Origin of the sequence: Mesorhizobium sp. UC74_2 (assembly GCF_042701485.1) — a bacterium.
GTDB lineage: Bacteria > Pseudomonadota > Alphaproteobacteria > Rhizobiales > Rhizobiaceae > Mesorhizobium.
In genome coordinates this window covers 5,848,566-5,875,335 of record NZ_CP170562.1, presented here as the reverse complement: position 1 = coordinate 5,875,335, position 26,770 = coordinate 5,848,566, and the positions used below count along the sequence as shown (strand labels likewise).

General features: G+C 61.1%; 30 protein-coding genes. 11 read left to right on the top strand and 19 right to left on the bottom strand.

The genetic code is table 11. The annotated features are described in order from the left end of the window. The first annotated feature begins 61 nt into the window (after positions 1-61). Complete coding sequence (locus tag ACFJIU_RS28685) at positions 62-1,540, top strand: M48 family metalloprotease (RefSeq protein ID WP_379065724.1); 1,479 nt, start codon at positions 62-64, stop codon at positions 1,538-1,540. A 36-nt stretch (positions 1,541-1,576) separates the two neighbouring features. Here the strand turns inward: ACFJIU_RS28685 and ACFJIU_RS28680 are convergent, their stop codons facing one another. Further along, positions 1,577-2,044, bottom strand: a complete 468-nt coding sequence (locus ACFJIU_RS28680; protein WP_379065722.1) for a MarR family winged helix-turn-helix transcriptional regulator — start codon at positions 2,042-2,044, stop codon at positions 1,577-1,579. A 100-nt stretch (positions 2,045-2,144) separates the two neighbouring features. Between ACFJIU_RS28680 and ACFJIU_RS28675 the strand changes: the two genes are divergently transcribed. After that, positions 2,145-2,549 (top strand): hypothetical protein, encoded by a 405-nt coding sequence (locus tag ACFJIU_RS28675; RefSeq protein ID WP_379065720.1) that lies wholly within the window; start codon positions 2,145-2,147, stop codon positions 2,547-2,549. 21 nt (positions 2,550-2,570) lie between these two features. Here the strand turns inward: ACFJIU_RS28675 and ACFJIU_RS28670 are convergent, their stop codons facing one another. Further along, a complete protein-coding gene (locus ACFJIU_RS28670; RefSeq protein ID WP_379065718.1) occupies positions 2,571-3,428 on the bottom strand; it encodes an RNA polymerase factor sigma-32 in 858 nt (285 codons plus the stop codon). Positions 3,429-3,728: 300 nt separating this feature from the next. Here ACFJIU_RS28670 and ACFJIU_RS28665 point away from each other — a divergent pair, with 300 nt between their 5' ends. The 5 genes from ACFJIU_RS28665 to ACFJIU_RS28645 all read left to right on the top strand — a co-directional run bounded on the left by ACFJIU_RS28665 (position 3,729) and on the right by ACFJIU_RS28645 (position 7,465). Further along, a complete protein-coding gene (locus ACFJIU_RS28665) occupies positions 3,729-4,502 on the top strand; it encodes an amino acid ABC transporter substrate-binding protein (protein ID WP_129412679.1) in 774 nt (257 codons plus the stop codon). Between the two features lie 134 nt (positions 4,503-4,636). Beyond that, a complete protein-coding gene (locus tag ACFJIU_RS28660; RefSeq protein ID WP_379065716.1) occupies positions 4,637-5,317 on the top strand; it encodes an ABC transporter permease subunit in 681 nt (226 codons plus the stop codon). After that, on the top strand, positions 5,314-6,084 hold the full coding sequence (locus ACFJIU_RS28655) for an amino acid ABC transporter ATP-binding protein (protein WP_379065714.1): 771 nt from the start codon (positions 5,314-5,316) through the stop codon (positions 6,082-6,084). Before ACFJIU_RS28660 ends, ACFJIU_RS28655 begins: the two co-directional genes overlap by 4 nt. Positions 6,085-6,190: 106 nt before the next feature. Then, a complete protein-coding gene (gene msrB, locus ACFJIU_RS28650; protein WP_379065711.1) occupies positions 6,191-6,592 on the top strand; it encodes a peptide-methionine (R)-S-oxide reductase MsrB in 402 nt (133 codons plus the stop codon). Between the two features lie 75 nt (positions 6,593-6,667). After that, positions 6,668-7,465, top strand: coding sequence for an MBL fold metallo-hydrolase (locus ACFJIU_RS28645; protein WP_379065709.1), 798 nt, complete (start codon positions 6,668-6,670; stop codon positions 7,463-7,465). Between the two features lie 96 nt (positions 7,466-7,561). On the opposite strand, the gene ACFJIU_RS28640 is transcribed toward ACFJIU_RS28645, so the two are convergent. Both ACFJIU_RS28640 and ACFJIU_RS28635 read right to left on the bottom strand, forming a co-directional pair. Beyond that, positions 7,562-7,891, bottom strand: coding sequence for a hypothetical protein (locus tag ACFJIU_RS28640; protein WP_379065707.1), 330 nt, complete (start codon positions 7,889-7,891; stop codon positions 7,562-7,564). Beyond that, positions 7,888-8,331: a hypothetical protein gene (locus ACFJIU_RS28635; protein ID WP_379065705.1), complete on the bottom strand. Its 444-nt coding sequence runs from the start codon at positions 8,329-8,331 to the stop codon at positions 7,888-7,890. The genes ACFJIU_RS28640 and ACFJIU_RS28635 overlap by 4 nt, the downstream gene beginning before the upstream one ends. Before the next feature lie 151 nt (positions 8,332-8,482). On the opposite strand from ACFJIU_RS28635, the gene ACFJIU_RS28630 reads away from it, so the two are divergent. After that, on the top strand, positions 8,483-9,229 hold the full coding sequence (locus ACFJIU_RS28630) for a DUF899 family protein (RefSeq protein ID WP_379065703.1): 747 nt from the start codon (positions 8,483-8,485) through the stop codon (positions 9,227-9,229). Between the two features lie 2 nt (positions 9,230-9,231). On the opposite strand, the gene ACFJIU_RS28625 is transcribed toward ACFJIU_RS28630, so the two are convergent. The 5 genes from ACFJIU_RS28625 to ACFJIU_RS28605 all read right to left on the bottom strand — a co-directional run bounded on the left by ACFJIU_RS28625 (position 9,232) and on the right by ACFJIU_RS28605 (position 12,144). Beyond that, complete coding sequence (locus ACFJIU_RS28625; RefSeq protein WP_379065701.1) at positions 9,232-9,642, bottom strand: MarR family winged helix-turn-helix transcriptional regulator; 411 nt, start codon at positions 9,640-9,642, stop codon at positions 9,232-9,234. A 78-nt stretch (positions 9,643-9,720) separates the two neighbouring features. Further along, a complete protein-coding gene (locus tag ACFJIU_RS28620) occupies positions 9,721-10,200 on the bottom strand; it encodes a nucleoside deaminase (protein ID WP_379065699.1) in 480 nt (159 codons plus the stop codon). After that, positions 10,200-10,574 carry a DMT family transporter gene (locus ACFJIU_RS28615; protein WP_379065697.1) on the bottom strand — a complete coding sequence of 125 codons (375 nt, stop codon included), beginning with the start codon at positions 10,572-10,574 and terminating at the stop codon, positions 10,200-10,202. The genes ACFJIU_RS28620 and ACFJIU_RS28615 overlap by 1 nt, the downstream gene beginning before the upstream one ends. A 46-nt stretch (positions 10,575-10,620) precedes the next feature. Continuing rightward, positions 10,621-10,941: a DMT family transporter gene (locus tag ACFJIU_RS28610; RefSeq protein ID WP_379065695.1), complete on the bottom strand. Its 321-nt coding sequence runs from the start codon at positions 10,939-10,941 to the stop codon at positions 10,621-10,623. 234 nt (positions 10,942-11,175) lie between these two features. Then, on the bottom strand, positions 11,176-12,144 hold the full coding sequence (locus ACFJIU_RS28605) for a DUF808 domain-containing protein (RefSeq protein WP_379065693.1): 969 nt from the start codon (positions 12,142-12,144) through the stop codon (positions 11,176-11,178). A 215-nt stretch (positions 12,145-12,359) separates the two neighbouring features. Here ACFJIU_RS28605 and ACFJIU_RS28600 point away from each other — a divergent pair, with 215 nt between their 5' ends. Next, complete coding sequence (locus ACFJIU_RS28600; protein WP_379073259.1) at positions 12,360-12,776, top strand: helix-turn-helix domain-containing protein; 417 nt, start codon at positions 12,360-12,362, stop codon at positions 12,774-12,776. A 191-nt stretch (positions 12,777-12,967) separates the two neighbouring features. Here the strand turns inward: ACFJIU_RS28600 and ACFJIU_RS28595 are convergent, their stop codons facing one another. The 3 genes from ACFJIU_RS28595 to ACFJIU_RS28585 are packed head-to-tail and all read right to left on the bottom strand — an operon-like array spanning position 12,968 to position 15,147. Further along, on the bottom strand, positions 12,968-13,537 hold the full coding sequence (locus ACFJIU_RS28595) for a L,D-transpeptidase (protein WP_379065691.1): 570 nt from the start codon (positions 13,535-13,537) through the stop codon (positions 12,968-12,970). A gap of 11 nt (positions 13,538-13,548) precedes the next feature. Beyond that, on the bottom strand, positions 13,549-14,406 hold the full coding sequence (locus tag ACFJIU_RS28590) for a peptidylprolyl isomerase (protein ID WP_379065689.1): 858 nt from the start codon (positions 14,404-14,406) through the stop codon (positions 13,549-13,551). A 9-nt stretch (positions 14,407-14,415) separates the two neighbouring features. Then, positions 14,416-15,147 carry a DsbA family protein gene (locus ACFJIU_RS28585; RefSeq protein WP_379065687.1) on the bottom strand — a complete coding sequence of 244 codons (732 nt, stop codon included), beginning with the start codon at positions 15,145-15,147 and terminating at the stop codon, positions 14,416-14,418. Between the two features lie 397 nt (positions 15,148-15,544). Here ACFJIU_RS28585 and ACFJIU_RS28580 point away from each other — a divergent pair, with 397 nt between their 5' ends. Together ACFJIU_RS28580 and dtd are read left to right on the top strand one after the other, a co-directional pair. Beyond that, positions 15,545-16,507 carry a cell wall hydrolase gene (locus ACFJIU_RS28580; protein ID WP_379065685.1) on the top strand — a complete coding sequence of 321 codons (963 nt, stop codon included), beginning with the start codon at positions 15,545-15,547 and terminating at the stop codon, positions 16,505-16,507. 109 nt (positions 16,508-16,616) lie between these two features. Continuing rightward, positions 16,617-17,144, top strand: coding sequence for a D-aminoacyl-tRNA deacylase (gene dtd / locus ACFJIU_RS28575; protein WP_379065683.1), 528 nt, complete (start codon positions 16,617-16,619; stop codon positions 17,142-17,144). A 156-nt stretch (positions 17,145-17,300) separates the two neighbouring features. Here the strand turns inward: dtd and ACFJIU_RS28570 are convergent, their stop codons facing one another. The 7 genes from ACFJIU_RS28570 to livM all read right to left on the bottom strand — a co-directional run bounded on the left by ACFJIU_RS28570 (position 17,301) and on the right by livM (position 26,769). Beyond that, entirely contained in the window at positions 17,301-17,561 is a 261-nt protein-coding gene (locus ACFJIU_RS28570) for a DUF2312 domain-containing protein (protein ID WP_129412659.1), read from the bottom strand. A gap of 125 nt (positions 17,562-17,686) precedes the next feature. Further along, positions 17,687-21,145 (bottom strand): pyruvate carboxylase, encoded by a 3,459-nt coding sequence (gene pyc / locus ACFJIU_RS28565; RefSeq protein WP_379065681.1) that lies wholly within the window; start codon positions 21,143-21,145, stop codon positions 17,687-17,689. 290 nt (positions 21,146-21,435) lie between these two features. Further along, entirely contained in the window at positions 21,436-22,557 is a 1,122-nt protein-coding gene (locus ACFJIU_RS28560; RefSeq protein WP_379065679.1) for a branched-chain amino acid ABC transporter substrate-binding protein, read from the bottom strand. A gap of 136 nt (positions 22,558-22,693) precedes the next feature. Further along, complete coding sequence (locus ACFJIU_RS28555; protein WP_379065677.1) at positions 22,694-23,041, bottom strand: DUF6867 family protein; 348 nt, start codon at positions 23,039-23,041, stop codon at positions 22,694-22,696. 16 nt (positions 23,042-23,057) lie between these two features. Continuing rightward, positions 23,058-23,786: an ABC transporter ATP-binding protein gene (locus ACFJIU_RS28550; RefSeq protein ID WP_379065675.1), complete on the bottom strand. Its 729-nt coding sequence runs from the start codon at positions 23,784-23,786 to the stop codon at positions 23,058-23,060. After that, entirely contained in the window at positions 23,786-25,375 is a 1,590-nt protein-coding gene (locus tag ACFJIU_RS28545) for an ATP-binding cassette domain-containing protein (protein WP_379065673.1), read from the bottom strand. The genes ACFJIU_RS28550 and ACFJIU_RS28545 overlap by 1 nt, the downstream gene beginning before the upstream one ends. After that, a complete protein-coding gene (livM, locus tag ACFJIU_RS28540) occupies positions 25,375-26,769 on the bottom strand; it encodes a high-affinity branched-chain amino acid ABC transporter permease LivM (RefSeq protein WP_379065671.1) in 1,395 nt (464 codons plus the stop codon). The genes ACFJIU_RS28545 and livM overlap by 1 nt, the downstream gene beginning before the upstream one ends. Position 26,770 lies beyond the last annotated feature (1 nt).

Sequence of the window (26,770 nt, the reverse complement as noted above, 5' to 3'; positions counted from 1 at the left end):
CACAATCGTAGATTGCTCCATTGAGACGAAGAAGGAAGCCGACCTGTCGACCGGCCTGGACATGAGCTGCAAGAAAACCCCGGTGCGCATGCTCGCACTGGCCGGGGTGGCTTTTGCGCTTGCTTCCTGCCAGTCGGTGATGCCGAATTCGGTTGAGGAATCCGGCTTCCAGCCTTCGAACAGGCCGGTTACCGTCGACAACGCGCAGGCCAACAGCCGCCTTGCCGATCTTGCCAAGGCGCAGCACCCTCGCATCCTCGCCACCTATGGCGGCGAGTACTCCGATCCGAAACTGGAGCGCATGGTCGCCAAGATCGTCGGCCGGCTGACCGTGGTGTCGGCCAACCCGACGCAGACCTACCGCATCACCATCCTCAATTCGCCCAACGTCAACGCCTTCGCGCTGCCGGGCGGATATCTCTACATCACCCGCGGCTTGCTGGCGCTCGCCAACGACTCGTCCGAGATCGCCGCGGTGATTGCACATGAGATGGGCCACGTCACCGCCAACCACGGACTGCAGCGCCAGCAGCTGGAAGCCGAGGAAGGCCTCGCCACCAAGGTCGTCTCCGATGTGCTCGGCGACAATCCCAACGCCAAGGCAGCCCTCATCCGCGGCAAGCTGAGGCTCGCCCAGTTCTCGCGCAATCAGGAACTCGAAGCGGACGCCATCGGCATCAAGTCGGTCGGTGAAGCCGGCTATGACCCCTACGCGGCCGGCCGCTTCCTGCAGTCGATGGCCTCCTATGCCGGCTTCCGCTCGGTCAGCGGTGCGACCGACGCCAGCCTCGACTTCCTCGCCACACATCCGAATACGCCCCAACGTATCGATCTGGCGCAACGCCACGCGCGGATGTTCGGCCAGCCGGGCTTCGGAACCCGTGACCGTGATTCCTATCTTGCCGGCATTGACGGTCTTCTCTACGGCGACACGCCCGAGGAAGGCTATGTGCGCGGCAATACCTTCCTGCATCCCAAGCTCGGCGTGTCGTTCGCCGTGCCGGATGGTTTCGTCATCGACAACTCGGCAGCGGCCGTCACCGCCACCGGTCCCGGCGACATGGCGGTACGTTTCGACGGCGTGACGATCGACAAGGACGTCACGCTGCCTGATTATATCCGCAGCGGCTGGGTTGCCGGCCTGGAAGACGCCACTGTCCGCCAGGAGACGATCAATGGCAATGAAGCCGCGGTTGCCAAGGCACGTGCCGATGGCTGGCAGTTCGATATCGTCGTCATCCGCGCCAACGGCCAGGTCTACCGGCTGCTGACGGCCGCTCCTGCAGCGGGAACGTCACTCGAGCCTGTCGCGCGTTCGGTGAGCAGCACATTCCGTGTCCTGAGCCCAGCCGAGAAGGCCGCCCTGAAGCCGCTGCGTATCCGCGTCGTCACCGTGCGGCCGGGCGAGACGATCGGCACCCTGTCGGCGCAGATGGTCGGCGTCGACCGCAAGCTCGATCTGTTCCGCGTGCTCAACGCGATGGGACCGGGGGCGACGGTTTCGACCGGCGACAAGGTCAAGATCGTTACCGACAGATAGCATTACGGCGTCGGTTTCGAGCGCGAACATCGGTGCCTACAGCTCGGCTTCAGCCTCGTCTCTCATTTCCACGCCTTCTCCATCGACATTCGCACGCAGGCGCGCGAACACGGACCGAGCGTGATCGAGTTCGTCCTGGCTGATGCCAGTTCGCAATTGCCGGTCGAAGGCGATTGCCGTTTCGCGCAGCCGCAGGAACATCGCCTCGCCGCTCGGCGTCAGTTCGACCAGATGCTTGCGCCGATTGGCTGGGTCGCGACGGCGGGTCAGCAGGCCATCCGCCTCCATGGCATTGAGATGATGTGTCAGCGTCGCCCCCTGGATACCAACCGATTGCGCGAGCTGGCGCTGGTGTCCGAATTGCCGTGACTTCACCGAAATCAGCACGGACCAGACCGGCAGCGATCCGCCATTGGCAATCATCGCATCATCCAGCGCGCGCCGGACGACCTTGGCGGTTTGAGCGAGGTCGAGACCGATCGGTTTGGCGGAAGGTTTAGGCATGCCCGGACACTAGCATACAAAAGGCCGACGTCTAACAGATTGACATCTAACAGTTAGATATCTATCAATTGGGTAGTCGCGAATTTGTGGAGGTCTTTGCATGCAGTACATTTTCATGATCGCACTGGCGCTGCATGTCATGTCGGGCGTGTTCTGGGCCGGCTCGACTTTCGTGCTGGCACGCACGGGTGACGGCCGGCTGGCCACAACGCTGTTCGCACCGCAGATGGGGGCAGCCACGATGGCCGTCCTGTCGGGCGCCGTTCTCTGGTATCTCTTTCACGGCAGCGGCTATTTCGGCACGCAGGAACAGGTTCTGGCGGTGGGGGCAGCAGCGGCAATTGTTGCCGCCGGCGTTCAGGGCGCGCTGGTTGGGCGGGCACGACGCATTGGCGCAGAGGGTAACGCCGCCAGCATTTTTGATCAGGCGATACGCGGCGAGCGCCTGGCGGCGGTATTGCTCGCCGTTACCGTCATAACCATGGCGATCGCGCGTGTGCTCTGACGTCGACGGATCGACGAACGTTCAGGCCGCGAGGAATTCCGGATTCTGCTTCACCAGCGCCAGTTTCAGCTTCTCCAGCGCCCGTACCTCGATCTGCCGGACGCGTTCCTTGGAGATGCCCAGCGTCTCGCCGAGCTCTTCCAGGGTAGCGCTCTCGTCGCCCAGCCGGCGCTGCTCGATGATCCGCAGTTCGCGCTCGTTCAAAGCCGCCAGAGCCTGCTTCAGCCAGCCGGAGCGGCGCTCGACGTCGATGGTGTCGCCGACGATCTCGTCGGGCAGCGGCCCATCCGAAACCAGGAAATCCACGCGCTCCGCTCCGGTGCCATCGTCGGTCAGCGGCGCGTTGAGCGAGCTGTCGGGTGCCGACAGTCGCGCATCCATGATGGCGACATCGGTTTCCGAAACGCCCAGCGCGGTGGAGACCTCGCGATAGAGAGCCTGGTTGGACAGGGCCTCGGTTCCAGTACCGAGACGGGCGCGCAAGCGCCTCAGATTGAAGAACAACGCCTTCTGCGCTGAACTGGTCCCGCCGCGCACGATCGACCAGTTGCGCAGGATATAGTCCTGCATGGAGGCCCGCACCCACCAGCTTGCATAGGTGGAAAAGCGGACCTCACGTTCGGGATCGAAACGGGCAGCGGCTTCGAGAAGGCCGATATGGCCCTCCTGGATCAGGTCGGAGACCGGCAGGCCGAAATAGCGGAACTTCGCGGCCATCGCGATGACCAGCCGCATGTGTGCAACGACGATCTGGTTCAGCGCATGCTGATCGTGGCCATCCTTCCAGCGAAGCGCCAGATCATGCTCCTGGTCGCGTTCCAGATAGGGAGCGGCCATTGCCGCGCGGACCATGATACGCCCTGCACTATCCTGAAGCATCGCGACTTTCCCGTCTGCCCGTTGAACCTGGCTGGATCGACCGAAGGTCTGCATCCCGAAGGCATCCCCCAAACGTGCCATGCGGGTAATGGTTCCCCGGCCGCTCTCACGAAGCCGCCCGGAAACGGAATGGTGTGGTTCATCCGCGCGTTGACCGCAACCTCAAAAGAGAATGAAATTCCCAAAATCGATTCATTTCGAAATTTCATTCCTTATTCGCAAGGCAAGCTTCTGTCACATTCCAGCACCTCTCCAAAGGCCGACATTTGCTGTCCGCCGATATTACGGGATCACAAAAAGATGAAATGGCTGAAATCGCTGCTCCTGGCCGGAACCCTGCAAGTCCTGGCCGTAACCGCTGGTCATGCCGGTGCTGATTTCGATCAGATCAAGCAGGCGGGTGTCTTCAAGATCGGCACCGAAGGCACCTATGCGCCCTTCACCTATCACGACACGTCCGGCGCGCTGGTCGGCTTCGATGTCGAGATCGGCCGCGAGATCGCCAAACGGCTTGGCGTCAAGGCCGAGTTCCTTGAGGGCAAATGGGACGGGCTGATCGCTGGCATCGATGCCAAGCGTTATGATGCTGTCATCAATCAGGTCGGCATCACCGAAGCGCGCAAGGCAAAATACGACTTCTCTGATCCCTACATCGCCTCCAAGGCCGTGCTGATCGTCCGCGACGACAACACCGAAATCAAGGATTTCGCCGACCTCAAGGGCAAGAAGTCGGCGCAGTCGCTGACGTCCAATTTCGGCAAGATCGCTGAGAAGAATGGCGCGGAACTGGTCGGCACCGACGGTTTCGACCAGTCGATCCAGCTGGTGCTCAACGGCCGCGTCGATGGCACGATCAACGACAGTCTTTCCTTCTTCGACTTCAAGAAGCACAAGCCGGACGCCAAGGTGAAGATCGTCGCGCAGGAAGCCAACGCCGACTACTCCGGTGTCATCGTGCGCAAGGGCGACCCGGAACTGGTCGCCGCGATCAACAAGGCGTTGGCCGAGATCAAGGCCGACGGTACGTACAAGAAGATCTCCGAGACCTATTTCGGCGAGGACGTTTCAAAATAAGTCCCCGCTGCGGGCCGGGAATTTTACCCGGCTCACTCAAACAAGGCGGCGTGCCGTTGGCGGCGCGCCGCTTTTGTGTTTTCTGCGACTATCTATGATGAAATTCTAGAACAGGCCCGGAGGGAGAACAGTTCGTGCCACCTTGGCTGCAATTGATGCTGGATTCGCTCGGTCCCCTGCTGTGGGCCGGATTGATCTTCACCATACCGCTCACCCTTCTCTCATTCGCCTTTGGGCTCGCGGTCGGGCTTGGCGCTGCGCTGTTGCGCCTGTTCGGGCCGTGGCCATTGGCGGCGATCGTCCGTTTCTACGTGTGGATCATTCGCGGTACGCCGCTGCTGGTTCAGCTGTTCCTCATCTTCTACGGCTTGCCGAGCGTCGGCATCGTGCTCGATGCCTTCCCCGCGGCATTGATCGGCTTCACGCTCAACATCGGCGCCTATTCGTCGGAGATCATCCGCGCAGTCATCGGCTCGGTGCCCAAAGGGCAGTGGGAAGCGGCCTATTCGATCGGCATGACCTGGAGCCAGACGATGCGCCGCACCATCCTGCCGCAGGCCGGCCGTGTCGCGGTGCCGCCGCTGTCCAACACCTTCATATCGCTGGTCAAGGACACCTCGCTGGCGGCCGCCATTACCTTGCCGGAACTGTTCCAGTCGGCGCAGCGTATCGTCGCCGTGACCTATGAGCCATTGATCCTTTATGTCGAAGCGGCGCTGATTTACCTGGCGATGAGCTCGATCCTGTCGGCATTGCAGGTACGCCTCGAGGCCCGGCTCGGCCGTTATGGCGGTTTCCTGGAGGCGCGCTCGTGATCGAACTCTCCAAACTGGAAAAGCGTTTTGGCGACAACGTCGTCCTGAAGGACATCAATGTTGCCATGAAGGAAGGCAGCGTCACCGCGCTTGTCGGCCCTTCGGGCGGCGGCAAGTCGACACTGCTGCGCTGTATCAATCTGCTGGAAATCCCGACCACCGGCACGGTGAGGATCGGCGAGATAGCCCTGACCTTCCACCCGGGCGGCAAGGTCTCGTCGGGTGATGTGCTGAGACTGCGACGCCAGACTGGCATGGTGTTCCAGAACTTCCAGCTGTTTCCGCACCGCACCGCTATCGAAAACGTCATGGAAGGGCTGGTCACGGTTTTGAAGTGGCCCGAGGACAAGGCGCGCGAGCGGGCGCTTTCGCTGCTCGAGAAAGTTGGCATGGCACACAAGGCGGACGCATGGCCGGCGACCTTGTCCGGTGGCCAGCAGCAGCGCGTCGCCATTGCACGGGCACTGGCGCCTTCGCCACGCGTGCTTCTGTGCGATGAACCAACCTCGGCTCTCGACCCCGAGCTTGCCCAGGAGGTCGTCGACGTGCTCGGCCAACTTGCCGCCGAGGGTACCACCATGGTCATGGCGACACATGACCTGAGGCTCGCCTCGAAGGTAGCGCGTGAGGTGGTTTTCCTGGAGGCCGGCGTCGTTGTCGAAAAGGGACCCGTCGAAACGGTTTTTGGCAATCCGCAGCATCAGCGCACCAGGCGTTTCATCGCCACACTGCGACATGAGCAGGAAGAAGCGAACGGCACGACCTGACCAACATCTCCGACGGGAGTGGCTGGGCAGGCGCGTAACGAATGCCTATGTTTGAACGAACATCCTCTGCAACGAACAACAAGCCGCAAAGGCAAGGAGATCATTCATGGACACCCATACCTATCCCGTCACCCGTACCGACGCCGAATGGCGCGCGCTGCTGACGCCGGAGCAATATCAGGTGATGCGTCACCACGGCACCGAGCGACCGGGCAGTTGCGCGCTTCTCTATGAAAAGCGCGCCGGCACCTTCAAATGTGTCGGTTGCGACAGCCCGCTGTTCGAATCCAAGCTCAAATTCGAAAGCGGTACCGGCTGGCCAAGCTTCAACGATCCGGTCGACGGCTCGGTCGAGACCACGGTCGACCGCAGCTACGGCATGGTGCGCACCGAAGTGCATTGCGCAACCTGCGGCAGCCATCTCGGCCATGTCTTCGAGGATGGCCCGCCGCCGACCGGCCTGCGTTATTGCATCAACGGCGTGGCGCTGACGTTCGAACCTGCCTGACGGCCCTTCCCAAGCCCTTCCGTATCGCCTCCGGCTGACCTATGTCCACCTGTGGGTTGGGAGCCGAAGGAGAGAATGACACATTTCATGTGCCTGCAGTGCGGCGTGCAATTCGCCGAAACCGAATTGCCGCCCGAGCATTGCCCTATTTGCGAGGACGAGCGCCAATATGTGCGCTGGGAGGGCCAGGCCTGGACAACTTTCGAGGACCTCGCCGGGACGCACCGACTGTCGATGAAGGACGATACAGGTGTACTTGCCTTCGGCGTGGAGCCCCGCTTTGCCATCGGCCAGCGCGCGCTGCTGGCCGAAACACCTGATGGCAACGTTCTGTGGGATTGCGTCAGCCTTGTCAGCGACGAGGCCGTGGCCGAGATCGAGCGGCGCGGCGGCCTGCAGGCGATAGCCATCTCGCACTGCCATTATTATTCGGCGATGGCCGAGTGGAGCGAAGCCTTTGGCGGCATACCGATCCATATCCATGCCGACGACCGCGAGTGGGTGATGCGACCGCATCCGTCGGTCGCTTTCTGGGAGGGCGAAACGCTCCCCCTGAACCCGTCGCTGACCCTCATCCGCTGCGGCGGTCATTTCGCCGGCGGGCAGGTGTTGCACTGGAAGCGCGATGGCGGCAACGCCATCCTCTCCGGCGACATCCTGCAGGTGGTACCGACGCGCCGGCATCTCTCCTTCATGTACAGTTATCCGAACCAGATCCCGCTCAACGCACGCACCGTCAGGCGCATCGCCACGGCACTCGAGCCCTTCGACTACGACGACATTTACGGCGCCTGGTGGGGAAGCAATGTGATCGGCGGAGCCAGGGAGGCGATGCGCATTTCCGTAGACCGGTATCTCGCCGCCATCGCATGAAGCGCTCGAGCAATTGCAGGAAAAGCGTGTAACGGTTTGCCGTTCGGAATTGCGAAAACAATGAATTAGAGCGTCTCCGCGAAAGGAGGAAACGCCCTACGCCACGGTGACGAAAACGAGCCAGACCGTCGCCGCCAGCTGATAGGCAACGGCTATCACGAACGGTCGACGACCGGCTGTTGTCCAAACCGCAATGAAAAGAAAGAGGTTGTACGGCAAGGGCAGCAGATGAACCGCGAGGGCGGCAGCAAGCGGCAACCCCGCGCCTAGCGCCAGCAGGGCGAAGACGGAGATCGCCAGGTTGATGATCGTCCCGGCAACGATCATGTCGCGCCAGAACAGTCTGCCGAGCGGGACCTGTCCACGCCACCTCGACAGAAGGAATTCCGCGAGAGATTTGCGGCCGAATGTTTGCGGCCAGCTCACGGCTCTGCGCTCAGCACTTCAGTCACCGCCCGCTCGAAGCGCCCTGCCTCGGTAACGAGCCAGTCGGCCATGGCCGCCCAGTTATCGTCCGGGAAACAGTTGACCCGCCAGATTGCATTGACGCCGAAGTCCTGCCCACCCTGCTCAGCCTTCAACTTCAGCCTGTCTTCGATCGCGGCCCTGAACGGCTCCAGTCGGATTTTTGTATCGACGGCACCCAGCCGCTCGTTGCGGCCGAAGAACACACCCACGACATTCTGCTCGGGCGCCACATACATGGTGACGACGAGATTGAGTTCCGGCAACCCGCGCTGCCAGAACCAGGGTCCATGCCTGACTCGTCGGGAGCGCTCGACCGGATGCCGCTCCTCGAACAGCGCCCAGAAGGCTCGGTGCCGGAATTCCCTCGCATTGCGTGCTCCAAAATCGAATTCATTCATCGATCGATCCGTCAATCCGAGCTCGTGTTTCTGGCATCCGTCAGGGAGCCTGCCTTATCCCGCCACCATTGTAACTCTCGTCATCCCCTGTCCGCCCCTAGTCTAGCGATCACCACTCCGAGAGACGGAGGCAATCCGAGAGGAGAAGACGATGCAACATCCTGTTGGAGATACCAGCGCAATACCTAACACAGTCACCCGGAGCAGCTACCAGCGCCAGGTCGACACGCTACGCGCCTGGGAGAAAGCGCACACAAGGGAGAGCGACGCAATTGCGGCTGCGCGCCGCCGGCTGCCTATGGTCAAGGTCGATGGGTCGGCGCGGCTTGTTGGCGAAAATGGCCCAGTAACGTTGCTGGACGCGTTCGAAGGCCGCCGCCAGCTGATCGCCTATTACTTCATGTGGTATCCGGGCCGCCCGGCACCGGAACAGTGCGAGGGCTGCACGCTCTTCACCACGCAGGTTCGTGAACTGTCGCATATCCATTCCCGCGACGTTACTTACGCAACGTTCTGCCAGGGTCCGTACGAAGAAAGTGCCCGCTATCGCGGCTTCATGGGATGGGAAATGCCCTGGTACTCTGTCCAGGGCTCAGCCGAGGTCCTGCTTTCCGGACGCCCGGCAGGGATGATGTACCTCATCTGTTACCTGCGGCAGGAAGATGACGTCTTTGAAACCTATTGGACGACACGGCGCGGCGTCGAAGCAATGGACAACTGCTATCGCCTGCTCGACCTGACGGTCTATGGCCGGCAGGAATTGTGGGAGGACTCGCCCAGCGGCTGGCCACGAGGGTGGGGGGAAGGCAAGCACCGTATGCGCACGGGTGGCCGGCCAATCACGCAATGGCCTCGACTGGAGGCCGGCCATTCCGACGATCTCGGCACCGTTGGCTGACTTCAGGTGGCGTCGACGAACTTCGTCGACAGCAGTTCCTCGCCGCCATGGTCCCGGAGGGCGCTGTCCAGCGCCGCCTCATAGTCGGGCTGCGCGCTGGCGAGACGCGCGCGCCCCATATCGGTAAGAACCGCATAGACCCCGCGTTTGTCGTCGGGGCAAAGGTCGCGAAGGGCAAGTCCGCCGCGCTCCAGCCGCTCGACCATGCGCGATACCGAACTCTGGTTGAGCCGCAGATGCGTGGCCAGATCCTGCATCCTGAGCTCGGAATTCGCCGATCGCGACAGGATCTGCAATGCACGGTACTCTGAAAGGCCGAGGCCGTGTTGCCCTTGCAGGACCTCGCCGAGCTCGGCCTCGACGCCCGTCACGGCATGAATCAGCCTGAGCCATGAATCGCTTTTGCCGGGCATGATCTGCGGATTCCCTTTCGACTGTTCACCGCCATTACATGTATGTCCATGCAATAGCCTGCTCAAGAGCGGCGACCGCTACGATGCGCGCGAGCGGAATGCCAGGAACGGCCACAAGCCCGTTGAGACAACGAGCCTCCCGGCGACCGGCAACCGCCAGTTCCGTGGGTCCTGAGCGAAAAGGCCATACGTGCCGCGATAGTCAAAACCATGCGTGGCAGCCTCGTCGCGGTCGACGGCATAGAACACCTGCGCGAGGCCCGCATGCAGCGCACTTATGTAACACATCGCGCAGGGTTCTCCCGAGGCCAGAAGCGTCATTCCTGCCAGACGGGTTGTTTTGTGCGAACGGCAAGCGTCACGAATAGCCTCGACTTCGGCGTGAGCGGTCGGATCGTGATGTTCCCGGACGCGGTTGACGCCGCGTCCGAGGATGATGCCGTCCTGATCGACGACCAAAGCACTGAACGGGATGCCGCCCTTGTGGACATGGTCCAAAGCACTGGCGACGGTCGCCTCCATGAGTTGCGTGTAGCGGGCAGGAACATCGACAGCCATCAGGCCTGTCCTTGAAGCTTTACGCTGTCAGCGAGCTTCAGCCACACGACACCAACGATGATGACCCCAAGCCAGAAGGCTTGAACGAGCGTAAGCGGCTGATCGAGCAGGATGCTGCCGAAAGCCGCGGCGCCGACGGAACCGATGCCCGCCCACGCCGCGTAGCCGATGCCGACGTCGATGGTCCGCAGGGCGGCGCTGAGGAAGTAAAGTGTGAGCAGGAAGAAGACCAGCGCGGCGATCGACCAGCCCGGTACGGTGAACGCCTGGCTGCCACCGACACTGAGGGCGTAGCCGATTTCAAAAGCGCCGGCGAGCAGCAGCATGATCCAGGCCCGGCCGGCACTCTGGCGATTTTCATGGGAGAGTGTCATCTCTTTTCCTTTCCGATTTCCGTGAAGCAAATGAAACGGCAGGCTTTCAGGCCGCACCGCTGAGGCGCAGGCCGACGACGCCGCCGATGACCAGAGCGATACCGATAGCCTTCTTCCAGTTGAGCTGCTGGCCGAAGAAGATTGCGCCCAGGATGACGATCCCTACGCCGGACACCGAGGTCCAGATCGCGTAACCGACACCGACGTCGAAGGTGAGCAGGGCAAGGCTGAGGAAGAAGGTGCCTATCGCACCGGTGACCAGTGTGGCGATCGTCCACCACAGTCTGGTGAACCCCTTTGCATTGCCTGCGCTGATCGCGACCGCGATCTCGAAGATCACGGCAATCCCGAGATAGAGCCAGTTCATTTGTCTACTTCCTTTCATGACCGGTGTGCCTGTGACGGCCTTTTCCAATTGCGGTTTGCGTGGCGGGGGTCGCCTCGGTCGTCGTTTCATCGAGAAGCTGTCCGCTCTCGTGCCGTCCTTATATTTGCATGCGCATACATGTAACAAGCCAGCCGCGATTCAATTTATTTGTATGCGCAAGCAAATAAATGAAACGCGCCTCCCGGTAGCTCGTTCAAAGCGCCCCGGCTTCGCTCATGCCGTAGCGTGGGGCTTGCCGACGATCTTCTGGACAACCGGGATCGTCAGCAAACCGACAGCCAGGCCAATCAGCCCGGCTGCTGCCGCCGAAACCAGGAAAGCGACCAGCTCGCTGGCCATGGGAACGGAGTGTGCAGCCTTTTCTGCCACAGCCTCGATGAGGTGCGCGAGGGTGCCGTAGCCGAATGTCTCGAGGCCATGCACGAGGATGCCGCCACCAACCCAGATCATGGCAGCCGTTCCCACGGCAGCGAGTGCTTTGAGGAAGTAGGGCATCCCGGTCACGACTCCTCTTCCGAAGGCGCGTAAGGCTGTGCCCAGTCCGAGAAAACGTCCTTTGGTCCTGGCCAGGGCCAATCCGAAGTCGTCGGCCTTCACGATGATGGCGACGACACCGTAGACCCCGAGCGTGATGCCGATGCCGACCACGGCAAGGATGGCGGCCTGCGTCGCAACACTAGAGGATGGTATCGCGGCAAGCGTTATGGCCATGATTTCCGCCGACAGGATGAAATCCGTCCTGATCGCGCTCCGGACTTTTTCATTCTCGAACGTGGCAGGCTCGACCGCAGTGTTCGTCTTGGTGCCGTTGTCCGCCTCGGCGTGCGGGAAGAAGGTCTCCAGCACCTTCTCCGCGCCCTCGAAGCAAAGATAGATACCGCCGATCATCAGCAGCGGCGTGATCGCCCATGGCGCCAGCCATCCCAGCAGCAAAGCTGCCGGAAGCAGGAAGATGAGCTTGTTCCGCAACGAGCCGATCGTGATCTTTGCGATGATCGGCAGCTCGCGTTGCGCCGTGAAGCCGACAACATAGCGAGGCGTCACCGCCGCATCGTCGATCACCACCCCGGCGGCTTTTGCCCCCGCCTTGGTGGCTTGCGCGGCAACATCATCAATCGAAGCGGCCGCGACCTTTGCAATCGAGGCGACGTCATCAAGAAGGGCTAGCAGTCCGGAGCTCATCGGAGACCTTGCTTGCTGTTGGCAGGCACATTTGGCTTAGGCTGGATGATCATGGTCAAGAAGCCTTAGCGACGACGTGGGATTCTGAAAAGATGCCTCGAAGTGGGTCGGCCTTCGGCGCCTGCTGACACCAACTTGAGTTTTCGTGACCATTGCCGTAAATTCTCTAGTGACTAGAGGAATTGCCCCCTCTGTCCAAGCATGAAGGACCGATGATGCTGACGATCGGCGATCTCTCCCGGCACACCGGGGTAAAAGTTCCGACGATCCGCTACTACGAGCAAATGGGTTTGGTGTCGGCAGTTGAGCGTTCGAAAGGCAATCAGCGCCGCTACGGAACCGACGAGCGGGACAGGCTCACCTTCATCAAACATGCGCGTGAACTGGGCATTTCCATCGATGCGATCAGGGAACTGCTCGAACTTAGCGCGCACCCTGACGTTCCTTGCGCGCGTGCCGACAAGATTGCTTCGGAGCAACTGGTCTCCGTGCGCGGCAGGATCGCCAAGCTCCGCAAACTGGAAACGGAACTCGAGCGCATCGCTACCCGTTGCGGTGGCTCAACCATCGGTGATTGCTACGTGATCCGATCGCTCGCCAACCACGAAATGTGCGAGCACGAACAGCACTGATCTGATGCCATTGTGCGGTATCTGATCCGGCGGAGACAGCATCAGATCCTGAATGCAGCGCCGGGGCTTCTTATTTGCGCGCCGAGCAGTCGGTTGCCTTTGGAGGAACGGGGCCCTGGAGGGACATTTTGATCTCCTTGCAAACACTGGTGTTCAGTGCTGCAAGAAGCCTGGCTGCGTTATCACATTCATCAAACCACAACGACGGATGCGCCGACGGGGACACGGTTGTAGAGGTCGATCACATGATCGTTGACCATCCGGATGCAGCCGTTCGATACGGCTTTCCCGATCGTCCAAGGTTCAGTCGTACCGTGGATCCGATATAGCGTGTCGCGGCCATCCCGATAGAGGTAGAGCGCGCGCGCTCCGAGCGGATTGCTTTTCCCACCTGGCAGCCCATCCGCAAAACGCAGATACTTCTCCGGGTCACGCTTGATCATGTTGGCCGTGGGTTTCCAGCGCGGCCACTCGGCCTTCCGGCCAACCATCGCCTGGCCCCTGAACGCAAGCCCTGCCTTGCCGACACCTATGCCGTAGCGGCGAGCCACACCAACAGTTTCCACGAGATAGAGGAAGCGACTCTTGGGATCGACAACAACCGTGCCGATATCCTGCCCCAAAGGGAAGTCGACCAGCTGGGGCAGATATCGTTTGTCGAGCTTGAATGCCCTGCTCTTTTTTGCCGGAGCCGGGTCGGCAAAGGCATCCGTCGAAGCCAGCGCCACGACGCCGAAAAGAAAAAATCGTCTGTTGAACATCCTGGACACCATCAGTGCGGATGACCGTCTTCGCCCTCGGGGGCCTGAACATCGGGAACAAGCTTTTCAACCTTGGCCCCGGATCGCAGATCACTCAAGATGCGGGCGGCCTCTTCAGCTTCAAGCGCCTGTCTGATTTCACCAGCAAGCAATTCGAACCGTGGCGCCGCGCGTGGCCTACGCTCATCGACTTTGACGACGTGAAAACCGAACGCGCTTTTCACCGGTGTCTCGCTGAACTGCCCCGCCTTCAGTTCGGCCGCCGCGCTTTCAATCTCTAGAAGGGTTTGCCCGGGCGTTAGAAAACCCAGGTCACCGCCCTTCTCTTTCGAAGCGGGATCGGCCGATTTCTCCTTGGCGATCGCCGAGAAATCTTTGCCTGCCTTCAGATCGGCGATGACGACATCTGCGGCCTCGGCTGTCGGCAGCAACATATGGCGCAGGCGCGTTTCCTCGACCACAGGCATCTTGGCCACTTGCTCATCATAGGCTTTCCGAACCGCCCCGTCGTCGACACGCTTTGAAAGCTCCCGCTGCATGAAGATCGAACGAAGGGTTTGCGCTTCGAAGAAAGCAATCTGACGCTTGTATTCCTCGTCGTCCTGTATGCCTGACTTCCGAGCGGCCTCAGACATCAGCCGCGACTCGATCAACGCATCAACGATCGTGGATCGCTTCGCGTCTTCCGGCATTTTGCCGAGCTGCTGGCCGTACATCTCTTCAGCTACGGCATAGTCCTGCGCGGTGACATCCACGCCATTGACGCGCGCAACTGCATCATTTTGTTGCGCCGTCGCCAACGACGCCGTCAGTACGAAGATCGATGCGAATGCGCCGAACGTGTAAGCGCGATGTTTCCTGGCAAGCATGGCGGTCCCTCAGTTCTTGCCAGCCAGCAAGCTGTCGATCTTGCTGCCCAGGGCTTCGATTGAATAAGCGTCCTTGTAGAGTTCGCCATTGACGAAGAACGTGGGGGTAGCCTCGACTCCCAGCAGCTTCCCGCGCTCGGCGACAGCATTGACCTTGTCGAGCAGAGCCTGATCGGAAAGGCAGGCTTCGACCTTCGGGCCATCCATCCCGGTCATTCCCAGGATCGACTTGAACGCCGAGGATGGATCCTTGCTGCGTGCCCAAGTCTCTTGCGACCGGTAGAGCAGGTCGACTGTGGCGTACCATTTGTCGTCGCCCGCACAGCGGGCCAGCATGAAAGCTCCGGCGGCGCGCGGATCAAAGGGAAACTCGCGCATTATGAACCGTACCTTGCCGGTGTCGACATATTTTGCCTTGAGCGCAGGCCAAACGTTCATGTGAAAATTTCGGCAATGCGGGCAGGTCATCGAAGCATATTCAACGATTGTTACGCGTGCGTCGGCCGGTCCGAAGCTCATCTCCGGAAGTGGCCCGGGCTGCATCAGTTGTTCTGCAGGTGTCTGTGCGACCGCGACAGACCACGACAACATTCCAAGGCCGACCAGCCCTGTCGCCAACACCATGTCTCTTCTGTTCAAAGTGCTCTCCACATGCGTTTTGCCATGGCTAAAACCTCTAGCCCCTAGAGGGTCAAGCCCGAACGAGATGCAAAAAGCGGCTTCGACGCTGGCCGCGGTCAAATTTGCTTGAACACGACCTGGCGACGCGAAGGGCCGTGCCAGGGTCGCGCCGCCCTTTGGCGAAGTCGAAGAGTGGCAATCGACCGCAGTGCATTTGGTGCAGATTTCGCTTTGAAGCAGTCTTCGAACGGAGAAACCGCCTGTGTCGCTCGATCACGTCAGCCGGACTGAAAGCCTGGACATTGCAAGGAGCCGATCCACGCGGAACAGATTTTTCCTCGCGGCGCTGCTCGTTTTTGTCGGCGCAGTGTTCATCGGCAGCTTCATGCACCTTCGAACCGAATTGTCGGCAGCCGCAAGCCCTGCCTCCAACACGCCCATCACGCTCAAGTGAATTGTCGTTAAGGCGGCATTAGGGTTAACGAACCATTCTCCCTGACAATCTTGGAGACTTTGGTTGTCGCGATCGCCCCGCCCGCGCTTGCGCCGCTTCTTCGCTCAAAGCCTGCGCATACCGACGATTGGCCTTGCATGTTTTGCAACGCTTGGTTTTGCAGCGCCGGCCAGTTCGCCACACATTCTTGCCGCTGAGAATCCGACATCGGGTACGCAGGACAAGTGCTCACACCTCATGGAATTGAGGCTGAGTTCAATCGGCCCCCTGGGTCAATTTTCGCGCTCGGCGGTCGAACCGAAAAAGGCGAGATTGCCGTCGGTGCCGAAGGCTCAGGAAAAGCGTGGCCGCGTCACGGCATCCAGCAACCGCGCCGAGCGTCATCGATCGCAATACGACAGGCTTGTTGGGGTCCCAGCCGTTCTCGCCGACCTCGTGAACAACGATGGCGCGGACATCCTTGCCAGTGCTTATGCCCCCAATGACGCATTTCACGATGCGCGCAATCCTTTCGACCGCCTGCTGGGGTCAGGCGACACCTCCGGGCGCTTCGTTCCCCCAGCCGCGGGAGGCGATCACCCATGGATAAAAACAGCTCTCCCAAGGGAGGTCTTCTCGGCGTCCGAGCAGAAATGCCTCGCGACAGCCATCTATTTTGAAGCCCGTGGAGAAGAACTCAAAGGTCAGGCAGCAGTCGCCCAGGTGATCCTCAATCGCGTCAGGAACCCCGCATATCCCGATACGGTCTGCGATGTTGTTTATCAGAATCAAGACTTGCTCAACCGATGTCAGTTTTCGTTTGCCTGCGACGGCATCGCCGACGTGGTAACCGATCGCCGCGCGTTTGAATTGGCAGAGCAGATCGCGATGGCGGTAACCGCGGGCAAGATTTTCCTGCCGGACGTAGCGTCGTCGACCCACTACAACGCGACCTATGTTTCCCCTTCCTGGTCACGCTCGATGGAGCGCATGACCCAGATCGGTTCCCATATCTTCTATCGGACTTTCGGTGGCGGCTGGAGCTGAGATCAACACCACCGGACCCAGTCCGTACAATTTGGTATCGCTTCAGCCCGTCACCATAGGCTGCAGCCGTCGCGGTTGACCACGTTCCATGTTTGGCGCACTCCATGGAATGAATTCGACAGAACGAGAAAAGATTGCAGGCAACGCGGGCTATTTTTCCGGGCGGTCTCGTCCGATGCTGCAAGGGTCTTTCATGCGAGCACTCATCCAACGTGTCTCATCGGCATCCGTCACGACCGAGGCAGGTGTCGCGGGCCGGATTGAAAACGGCCTCCTCATCTTCGTTTGCGCAATGCGAGGCGACACCGAAAAGGAAGGCGACTGGCTCGCGCGAAAAATCACGAACCTGCGCATTTTCAGAGACGACGCGGACCGGATGAACCGATCGCTCCTCGAGGTCGGCGGAGCCGCCCTTGTCGTCAGCCAGTTCACGCTGGCAGCTGAGACCAAGGGAAACCGCCCCGGCTTCAGCAGCGCGGCGTCACCGGAAGAAGCGCAGCATCTGTACGAGGATTTTTCAGGGCGAATCCGATCATTCGGCGTTTCCGTTCAGAACGGTGTCTTCGGTGCCGATATGAAAGTTGCACTGGTAAACGATGGACCGGTCACGATCTGGCTCGATACGCAGACGCGCTAGGCCACCACGGACGTTCGCGGTCCGCCCGTGCTCGTCAATTCAATCCGAGCTTGATCGGCACCATCTGCTTCTAAATAGAGCCCCGCGAGGCGGTGCGCCTGCGGGGCGTCCTAGGACAAGTCCTCAAACGACGACGTCCACAAAGCGACGACGGGATCACACCATGCCGAGCGCGGCCTTGTACAGGTCGAGGATCGATTCCTCTTCCTGCCGCTCGGCCTGGTCCTGCTTGCGCAGGCGCACGATCGCGCGGATCGCCTTGGTGTCGAAGCCGGTGCCTTTGGCTTCCGCGTAGACATCCTTGATGTCGTCGGCGATCGTCTTCTTTTCTTCCTCGAGACGCTCGATACGCTCGATGAGTGCCCGCAACTGGCCGGCGGCTACAGTCTGGCTGGTCTCGGTGATTTCGTCGGCCATAGTGGTCTCCATTCCTTCTCAGCGGCCACGACTCGGGCAAGCGGCAGCCGGTTTTCCGGCCGGTTCGATGCCCGACCGGGCCTGACAGGTCAAGACCTGATTGTCAGCAATGCCGTGCTGGCGCGTCAGCCGAACACCACCAGGAGATCCTTGGCGTCGATCTGGTCGCCCGCTTTCACCAGCACCTCGGCAACGACGCCGTCGCGTTCGGCATGCAGTGCCGTCTCCATCTTCATCGCTTCGATGGAGAGCAGCACGTCGCCCGCCTTGACGCTCTGGCCGGCCGAAATCGACACGCCCGACACCACGCCCGGCATCGGCGCGCCGAGATGCGCGTCGTTGCCGGCTTCGGCCTTCGGCCTCGCCTTGCCGTTGGAAGCACCATGCGCCCGGTCCGGCACCTTGACGCGGCGCGGCTGACCGTTGAGCTCGAAGAAGACGGTGACCATCCCCTTTTCATCGGTATCGCCGACGGCAAGGCAGCGGATGACCAGCGTCTTGCCCTTCTCGATGTCGACGAAAACTTCGTCCTCCGGCTTCATGCCGTAGAAGTAGGTCGGCGTCGGCAGCACGCTGACCGGACCATAGGTCTCCTGGGCGGCAGCGAAATCGGAGAACACCTTCGGATACATCAGCCAGGAAGCGAATTCGTTCTCGGGCAGCTTGCGACCGAGCTTTTGCTCGATCTCCTTGCGGCTCTTCTTCAGGTCGGCAGGCTTGAGCAGCGAGCCGGGGCGCACCGTGATCGGCTTGTCGCCTTTCAGCGCCTTCTTCTGCAGGGCTTCGGGCCAGCCGCCAGGCGATTGGCCGAGATCGCCGCGCAGCATCGAAACGACGGAATCCGGGAAGGCAATATCCTTGGCCGGGTTCTCGACATCGGTCACCGTCAAATCCTGGCTGACCATCATCAGCGCCATGTCACCGACGACCTTGGAAGACGGCGTCACCTTGACGATATCGCCGAACATCAGGTTGACGTCGTGATAAGCCTGCGCCACCTCGTGCCAGCGCGTCTCCAGCCCGAGCGAGCGGGCCTGTTCCTTGAGATTGGTGAACTGGCCGCCGGGCATCTCGTGCAGGTAGACTTCCGAAGCCGGTCCCTTGAGGTCGCTCTCGAAGGCGGCATACTGGTTGCGCACCGCCTCCCAGTAGAACGAGATCTTGCGGATCCATTTCGGGTCGAGACCCGGGTCGCGGTCGGTACCCCTCAGTGCCTCGACGACGGATCCCAGGCAAGGCTGCGACGTGTTGCCGGAGAATGCGTCCATCGCCGCGTCGATGGCGTCGACGCCGCTCTCCACCGCCGCCAGCACGGTTGCGGCCGACAGGCCGGACGTGTCGTGCGTATGGAAATGGATCGGCAGGTCGGTCGCTTCGCGCAGTGCCTTGAACAGCACACGCGCTGCTGCAGGCTTCAGCAGGCCGGCCATGTCCTTGACGGCAATGATATGGGCGCCGGCCGCTTCCAGTTCCTTGGCCAGGCCGACATAGTAGTTCAGGCTGTATTTGGCCCTGTTCGGATCGAGGATGTCGCCGGTATAGCACATCGCCGCTTCGATCAGCTTGCCCTCGGCGCCGACCGCATCCATGGCGACGCGCATGTTCTCGACCCAGTTCAGGCAGTCGAAGACGCGGAACAGGTCGATGCCGCCTTCCGCGGCCTGTTTGACGAAATGCTGCACCACATTGTCGGGGTAATTGGTGTAGCCGACGCCGTTGGCGCCGCGCAGCAGCATCTGCAGGAGGATGTTCGGCGCCCTTTCGCGCACCAGCGACAACCGTTCCCAGGGATCCTCGGTCAGGAAGCGCATGGCGACGTCGAAGGTAGCGCCACCCCAGCATTCGAGCGACAAAAGCTGCGGCAAGGCACGCGCATAGGTTCCGGCGATGCGGGCAATATCGTGTGTACGCACGCGCGTTGCCAGCAGCGACTGATGGCCGTCGCGCATGGTCGTATCGGTGACCAGAACCTCGCTCTGCGCACGCATCCATTTGGCGAAGCCTTCAGGGCCAAGCTGGTCGAGCTTCTGCTTGCTGCCGTCGGGGATCGGCGCGGTGAACCACGGGATGACGGGCGCAGCCGCGTCGGGATTCGGCTTCGGCCGGCCACGCGTCTCGGGATGACCGTTGACGGTGACATCGGCCAGGTAGTTGAGCAACTTGGTGGCACGGTCCTGGCGTTTGACCTGCGCGAACAGTTCCGGCGTCGAGTCGATGAATTTCGTCGTGTAGGAATTGTCGGCGAAGCTCGGGTGATTGATGATCGCTTCGAGGAACGTCAGATTGGTCGCCACGCCGCGAATGCGGAATTCGCGCAAGGCGCGGTTCATGCGCGAGATCGCCTCATCCGAGGTCGGCGCCCAGGCCGTGACCTTCTCAAGCAGCGGATCGTAGTAGCGGGTGATGACCGCGCCGGAATAGGCCGTGCCGCCGTCGAGCCGAATGCCGAAGCCGGTGGCACCGCGATAGGCGGTGATGCGGCCATAGTCGGGAATGAAGTTCTGCTCGGGATCCTCGGTCGTGATGCGGCACTGCAGGGCATGACCGTTCAGCCGGATATCCTTCTGCGCCGGCACACCCGATTCCGGCGTGCCGATGGCGAAGCCGTCGAGGATGTGTATCTGCGCCTTGACGATGTCGATGCCGGTCACCTGTTCGGTGACGGTGTGTTCCACCTGGATACGCGGATTGACCTCGATGAAGTAGAATTTGCCGGTATCGGCATCCTGCAGGAATTCGACCGTGCCGGCGCCGATATAACTGGTCTCGTTGGCGATCTTCAGCGCGTGGCCGCAAAGCTCCTGCCGCAGCTCATTGCTGAGATAGGGTGCCGGCGCACGCTCGACGACCTTCTGGTTGCGCCGCTGGATTGAGCAGTCGCGCTCGAACAGATGGACCGCGTTGCGATGCGTGTCGCCGAGGATCTGCACCTCGACATGGCGAGCCCGCTCGATCAGCTTTTCGAGATAGACTTCATCCTTGCCGAAAGCCGCCTTGGCTTCACGCTTGCCCTCTGTCACCTCGCGGATGAGATCGGCTTCGCTGCGGATTGCGCGCATGCCGCGCCCGCCGCCGCCCCACGACGCCTTGAGCATGACCGGATAACCGATCGCCTTGGCTAGCTTCTTGATTTCCTCGGCGTCCTCCGGCAGCGGATCGGTAGCCGGCACCACGGGCACCCCAACCTCGATGGCGAGGTTGCGCGCCGCCACCTTGTTGCCGAGCCGACGCATTGTTTCCGGCTTCGGTCCGATGAAGGTGATACCGTTGGCCACGCAGGCCTCGGCGAATTCGGGGCTTTCCGACAGAAGGCCGTAGCCTGGATGGATGGCGTCGGCCCCGGAAAGCTTGGCAACCCGGATTACTTCGTCGATCGAAAGGTAGCTTTCGATCGGACCCATGTCCTTGGCGAGCCAGGGGCCACGACCGACCTGGTAGCTTTCGTCGGCCTTGAAGCGATGCAGCGAGTATTTGTCTTCCTCGGCCCAGATCGCCACCGTTTTGAGTCCCAGTTCGTTGGCCGCGCGAAACACGCGGATGGCGATCTCGGAACGGTTGGCGACAAGGATCTTCGTGATTGCCAAGTGGGGTGCTCCAACGCTCTGGGGAAGAAAGGCGGGGGCATGATTAGCGGGAAAATGCTGCAGTGCAACTAAAATAAGCAGCCCTTCCGAGATGAATACGGATCAGGCAGTGACGGCACTCGGAAACAGGAAAAGAGTGGAAAATTCCGCTACGTCAGGCTTTGAAAGAACACAAGATATTCGCGCCCGCAAACGGTGCACGGCCGTGTAGTTTTATGAATAAATCGAAACCGGAAAAGAAAATGCCCGGCGCTTGGCGCACCGGGCATTTCATCAGGACAGAAGAAAGATCAGTCGACCTTCGGCACGTAGGTGTACTTGCCGTCGTCGCCCTTCTTCCAGATGTACATCACATAGCCCGGAAGCTTGGGATCGCCCTTCTCGTCATAGGAGAGGTCGCCGAGAACGGTCTTGAACGGACCCTTCTCGTGCAGAGCCTTGGCGACTTCCTTGGGATCGTTCGACTTGGCGGCGGCAGCTGCCTGAGCGATCACCTGCACTGAGGCATAGGAGTACAGCGTGTAGGCTTCCGGCTCGAAGCCCTGGGCACGGAACTTCGCAACCAGGTCGTTGTTGGCCGGATTGAGGCGCGGGTCGGCACCGAAGGTGTTCAGCGTGCCTGCAACCGCGTCACCGGCGATCGAAGCCAGTTCGTTCGACACGATGCCGTCACCCGACATCAGAGGGGCCTTCAGGCCCTGGTCGGTCGACTGGCGGATGATCAGGCCGGCTTCGGTGTGGAGACCGCCCCAGTAGATCAGGCTGACACCGGCTTCCTTCATCTTGGCGATCAAAGCCGAGAAGTCCTTGTCGCCGACGTTGACGCCTTCATACATGACTTCCTTGACGCCAGCGGCATTCATCGCCTTCTTGGTTTCGTCGGCGAGGCCCTGGCCATAAGGGGTCTTGTCGTGGATGACCGCGATCTTGGCGTCCTTGAAGTTCTTGGCGATGTAGGCACCGGCGATGCCACCCTGCTGGTCGTCACGACCGCAGGTGCGGAACACGTTCCACAGACCACGTTCGGTGAAAACCGGGTTGGTGGCGGCTGGCGTCACCTCGACGATGCCGTTTTCGGCATAGACTTCCGAGGCCGGGATCGACACACCCGAGTTGAAGTGGCCAACCACGAACTTGACGCCGTCAGCAACGAACTTGTTTGCGACCGAAATACCCTGCTTCGGATCAGAGACGTCGTCGCCAACCGAAAGCTTGACCTGCTCACCATTGATGCCGCCAGCCGCATTGATCTCGGCGATGGCCATTTCGGCACCCTTCTGCAACTGCGCGCCGAAGGCAGCATTGGGGCCAGTGATCGGGGCACCAACGGCAATCTGAAGGTCAGCCCACGCGTTGCCGCTGAACGCGACCAGCGCGGTCAGGGCCACGGCGGACAAAAGTGATTTTTTCATTGAAACGCTCCCATTTCCCGGGCGGGCGATGATAGAGTTTTCACGCGATGCCCACCCCAATCGCAGAAAACGTACTTTGCCTCATTTTAAGGCCTTGTCACGCCGATTCTTGGTCGAGGCGCACGAGCCAAAAATGTCAGCCTTTTGCCTTCCAGCTGAGCGGCGAAACCTTTTCGTATAGCCAGCTATACTGCGACACCATTTGATTGGTGCGGGTATATTGGTAGCCGAGGAAAGCCAGCACCATCAGCACGATCGTGTCGACGACGTAGAATTGCAGCGTGAACATCGTGCCTTCGAAAAGAGCGTGGTGGATGAACCGTACGCCGAGCCCCAGGCCGAGAATGTAGAGGAACAGCATTGGTCGTGTGCGCCATGTCTGCGCGCAGGCCCTTCCTGTCATCCACGCTGCCCATCCGCCCAACAGGCAGGTGACGAAGAAGAACTGCCAGACGGAGGCTTCCTCATAGATGATGCCTTGCATGATGAAGACCCCTAACTCAGTGATGGCCGCCTTCGAGATAGGCGGCGCGAACTTCCGGATTGGCGAGCAGGTCCTTGCCGGTGCCGCTCATGGTGACGTTGCCGTTCACCATGACGTAGCCGCGCGTGGCGAGCTTCAACGCACCGAAGGCGTTCTGCTCGACCAGGAACACCGTCAGCCCCTGCGTGCGATTGAGTTCGCGAATGGCGTCAAAGATCTGCTTGACGATCAGCGGCGCAAGACCGAGCGATGGCTCATCCAGCAAAAGCAGTTTCGGTCGCGCCATCAACGCGCGCCCGATCGACAGCATCTGCTGTTCGCCGCCCGACAGCGTGCCGCCACGCTGGCCGATACGCTCCTTGAGGCGCGGGAACAGGGTGAAGACCTTTTCGACGTCCTCGCTGTAATATTTGAGGTTGTCGAGGCTGGCCCCCATCTGCAGGTTTTCCATCACCGTCATGCGCGGGAAGATGCGACGGCCTTCCGGCGACTGCGCGATGCGCAGCCTGGCGATTTCGTGCGTCGGCATCTGCGTGATGTCGGTACCCGCGAAGGTGATCGTTCCGGTACGCGCACGCGGTGCGCCGAAGACCGTCATCATCAGCGTCGACTTGCCGGCGCCGTTAGCCCCGATCAGAGCGACGATCTCGCCCTCGTTGACGCTGACGTTGACGCCGTTCAGTGCCCGGATGTTGCCGTAGTAGGTGTGGACACCCTTGATATCGAGCAGCGGTGCACCGGCCATTATTTACGTCCTCCGCGCTTGGCCGCTGCGGACTTTGCCGACACATGGCTGGTTGGTACATCGCCCGCATCGACCCGACGCGAGAACTCCGTTTCCTTGCCTTTTGCAAGCAGCTTTGCCTGGCCGATCCAGTCTTCACGGGCAATGCGCCCGTCAAAGGCGAGATAGGCTTCCGCCGCAACGACATCGGCCTTCTTCCAGGCAGCGATCTGGTCGAAATGATAGATGCCGTGGTCGTTCAGCTTCTTTTCGTTGACCGAGCCGATGCCCTTGATGCGGGTCAGGTTGTCGGCCTTGCCGCCGCGCGGTGCCGAGAGCCGGTTGGAGATGCCCCCGGCAACGGCCGGCTTGGCCGCGGGTGTCTTGCCGGTTGCTGGCTTTGTTGCCGGCGCTGCAGCTTTTGTGGTTTTGGCTGCGGGTGTGGTTGCGACGGCCACCGGGTTCGCGGCTGCTGACCTGGCAGCGGTCTTTCCGCCTGCCTTGGCAGCAGGTTTTGAGGGGGCGGTCGCCGTCACCGGCTTGCCTTTGGATGTCTTGACACCTGCCAGTGCGGAAGCCTCCGACGCGACATTGGCCCGCGCCTCCACGAGTGCGGCCTTCGATGCTCCCTTGGAAACGGTCACCCGCTCACCTTCGACGTGGTCGATCGTCTCGCTGATCGGGCCGGCCATCATCGAGGCCGACGTGCTTGGCCCATGTGCGGTATCGGGGTGCGCCTCGAGCTGTTCGATGATGTTCTCATCACCGACGTCGGTGAGCACGGTCTCCACTTCCTCGTCGTCGACACCGAGATAGGCGGCGATGACCTTGGGGTCGGAGCGCACGGAAGCCGGATCGCCATCGGAGATCTTGCGGCCATATTCCAGCACCACGATGTGGTCGGAGATCTGCATCACCACCGACATGTCGTGCTCGATGAGCAGGATCGACGTACCGGTGCTGTTCTTGATGTCCAGAAGCAGATCGTTGAGCGCCAGCGATTCCTTCGGATTGAGGCCGGCGGCAGGCTCGTCGAGACACAGCAGTTCCGGACCGGTACACATGGCGCGGGCAATTTCGAGCCGGCGCTGCGCGCCATAGGGCAGGTCGCCGGCGGGATCGTCCGCGCGGTCCATCAGATCGGCCTTTTCCAGCCAGTGCTTGGCCAGTTCGACCGATTCACCTGACACGCGGCGGTAATTACCGAGGCCAAGCAGGCCGACAATCGTATAGCCCGAAGCCTTCATCAGCTTGTTGTGCTGGGCGACGAGCAGGTTTTCCAGCACCGTCATTCCCGAGAAGAGGCGGATGTTCTGGAACGTACGAGCGACCTTGGCCTTGGCGGTGATCTGGAAGTCCGGCATGCGTTCCAGCAGGAATTCCGAGCCACCCTCACCGGTGAAGCGGATCATGCCTTCGGTCGGCTTGTAGAAGCCGGTGATGCAATTGAACACCGTCGTCTTGCCGGCCCCGTTCGGACCGATCAGCGCCGTAATCTCGCCGCGCCTGGCCTCGAAGGACAGGTCGCCGATGGCGACCAGTCCGCCGAATTTCATCGACAGGTGCTCGACCTGAAGAAGCGTCTTGTTCATGGCAGGGCTCGCATCCATCAGCCGTGTCCTTCCTTGGTGAAGGAGCTTGAAACCGCTTTTCGTTCCTTGAGGAACGCAGTCGGTTCTCGACTGCCGACGAAGCCGCGTGGCTTCCACAACATGACGATGACCATGGCCATGCCGAACAGGAGCATGCGGTAGAGCTCAGGCGTGAAGTCCGGTCCGAACACGACTTTCAGGAAATCCAGCTCTCGCAGGATTTCGGTGCCGCCGATCATCACGACCGCCGCGACCGCGATGCCGCCGAGCGAACCCATGCCGCCCAGCACCACGATCGCCAGGATGATGGCCGATTCGATGAAGACGAAGGATTCCGGCGATACGAAACCTTGCCGGGCGGCGAAGAAGGAGCCGGCGAAACCGCCGAACATCGCGCCGGTGGCAAACGCCGTGAGCTTGGTGGTGGTGGTGTTGATGCCGAGCGAGCGGCAGGCGATCTCGTCCTCGCGCAGCGCTTCCCAGGCCCGCCCCACCGGCATGCGGCGCAGCCGGATGGTGACGAAGGCGGTGACCAGCGCCATGGCCAGGATGAGGTAGTACAGGAAGATCTTGTAGTAGGCGCCCGACTGGGCGATGCCCAGCACCTTGGCAATGTAGTTCGGGTCCGACACGTTGAACGACATCAGGCCGAAGAACGAGACCTTGGGAATGCCGGAGATGCCGGCGGCGCCATTGGTTACCTCGCGCCAGTTGATCAGCACCAGGCGGATGATCTCGCCGAAGGCCAGCGTGACGATTGCAAGATAGTCACCGCGCAGGCGCAGGACCGGGAAGCCGAGCAGGATACCCCAGAAAGCAGCCATGATGCCGGCAGCAGGCAGCAGGATCCAGAACGACAGCCCGTAATGTGTGCCGAGCAGGGCGTAGGCATAGGCGCCCACCGCATAGAAGGCGACATAACCGAGGTCGAGCAGGCCGGCCAGGCCGACGACGATATTCAGACCCCATGCCAGCATCACGTAGATCAGGATCTGGATGCCGAAATTGTCGACCCATTTCAGCGAGCTCTGGAACCCGACCAGCGACACCACCAGGATTGGATAGAGCACCAGAGCGGCAATGCCGAGCGAGTTGAAATTGCGGCGAACGAACCCCGGTTCGGCGACCGCGGCGGGCGCGGCCGCCTTCTCTGCCTTGGCGCGCTCCATCGCCGGTATGGCGAAGGCCACGTAGAGGAAACGGCCAAGCGCGGTGATGCCCACCACGACAGCAAGCAAACCCCAGCGCTGGATGAGCACCAGTTCGTTGCGGATGTTCTGGTCGGTCCTCAGGCCAATGAGCAGGACGAAGAGCCCGAACGCGACGAGGCCGGCATAGATCGCCTCGCGGAGAGCGCGAGCCATCGGGTTGGCGACAGCGTCGCCCGTGTTGTTGGAAACGGTGACGGCCATG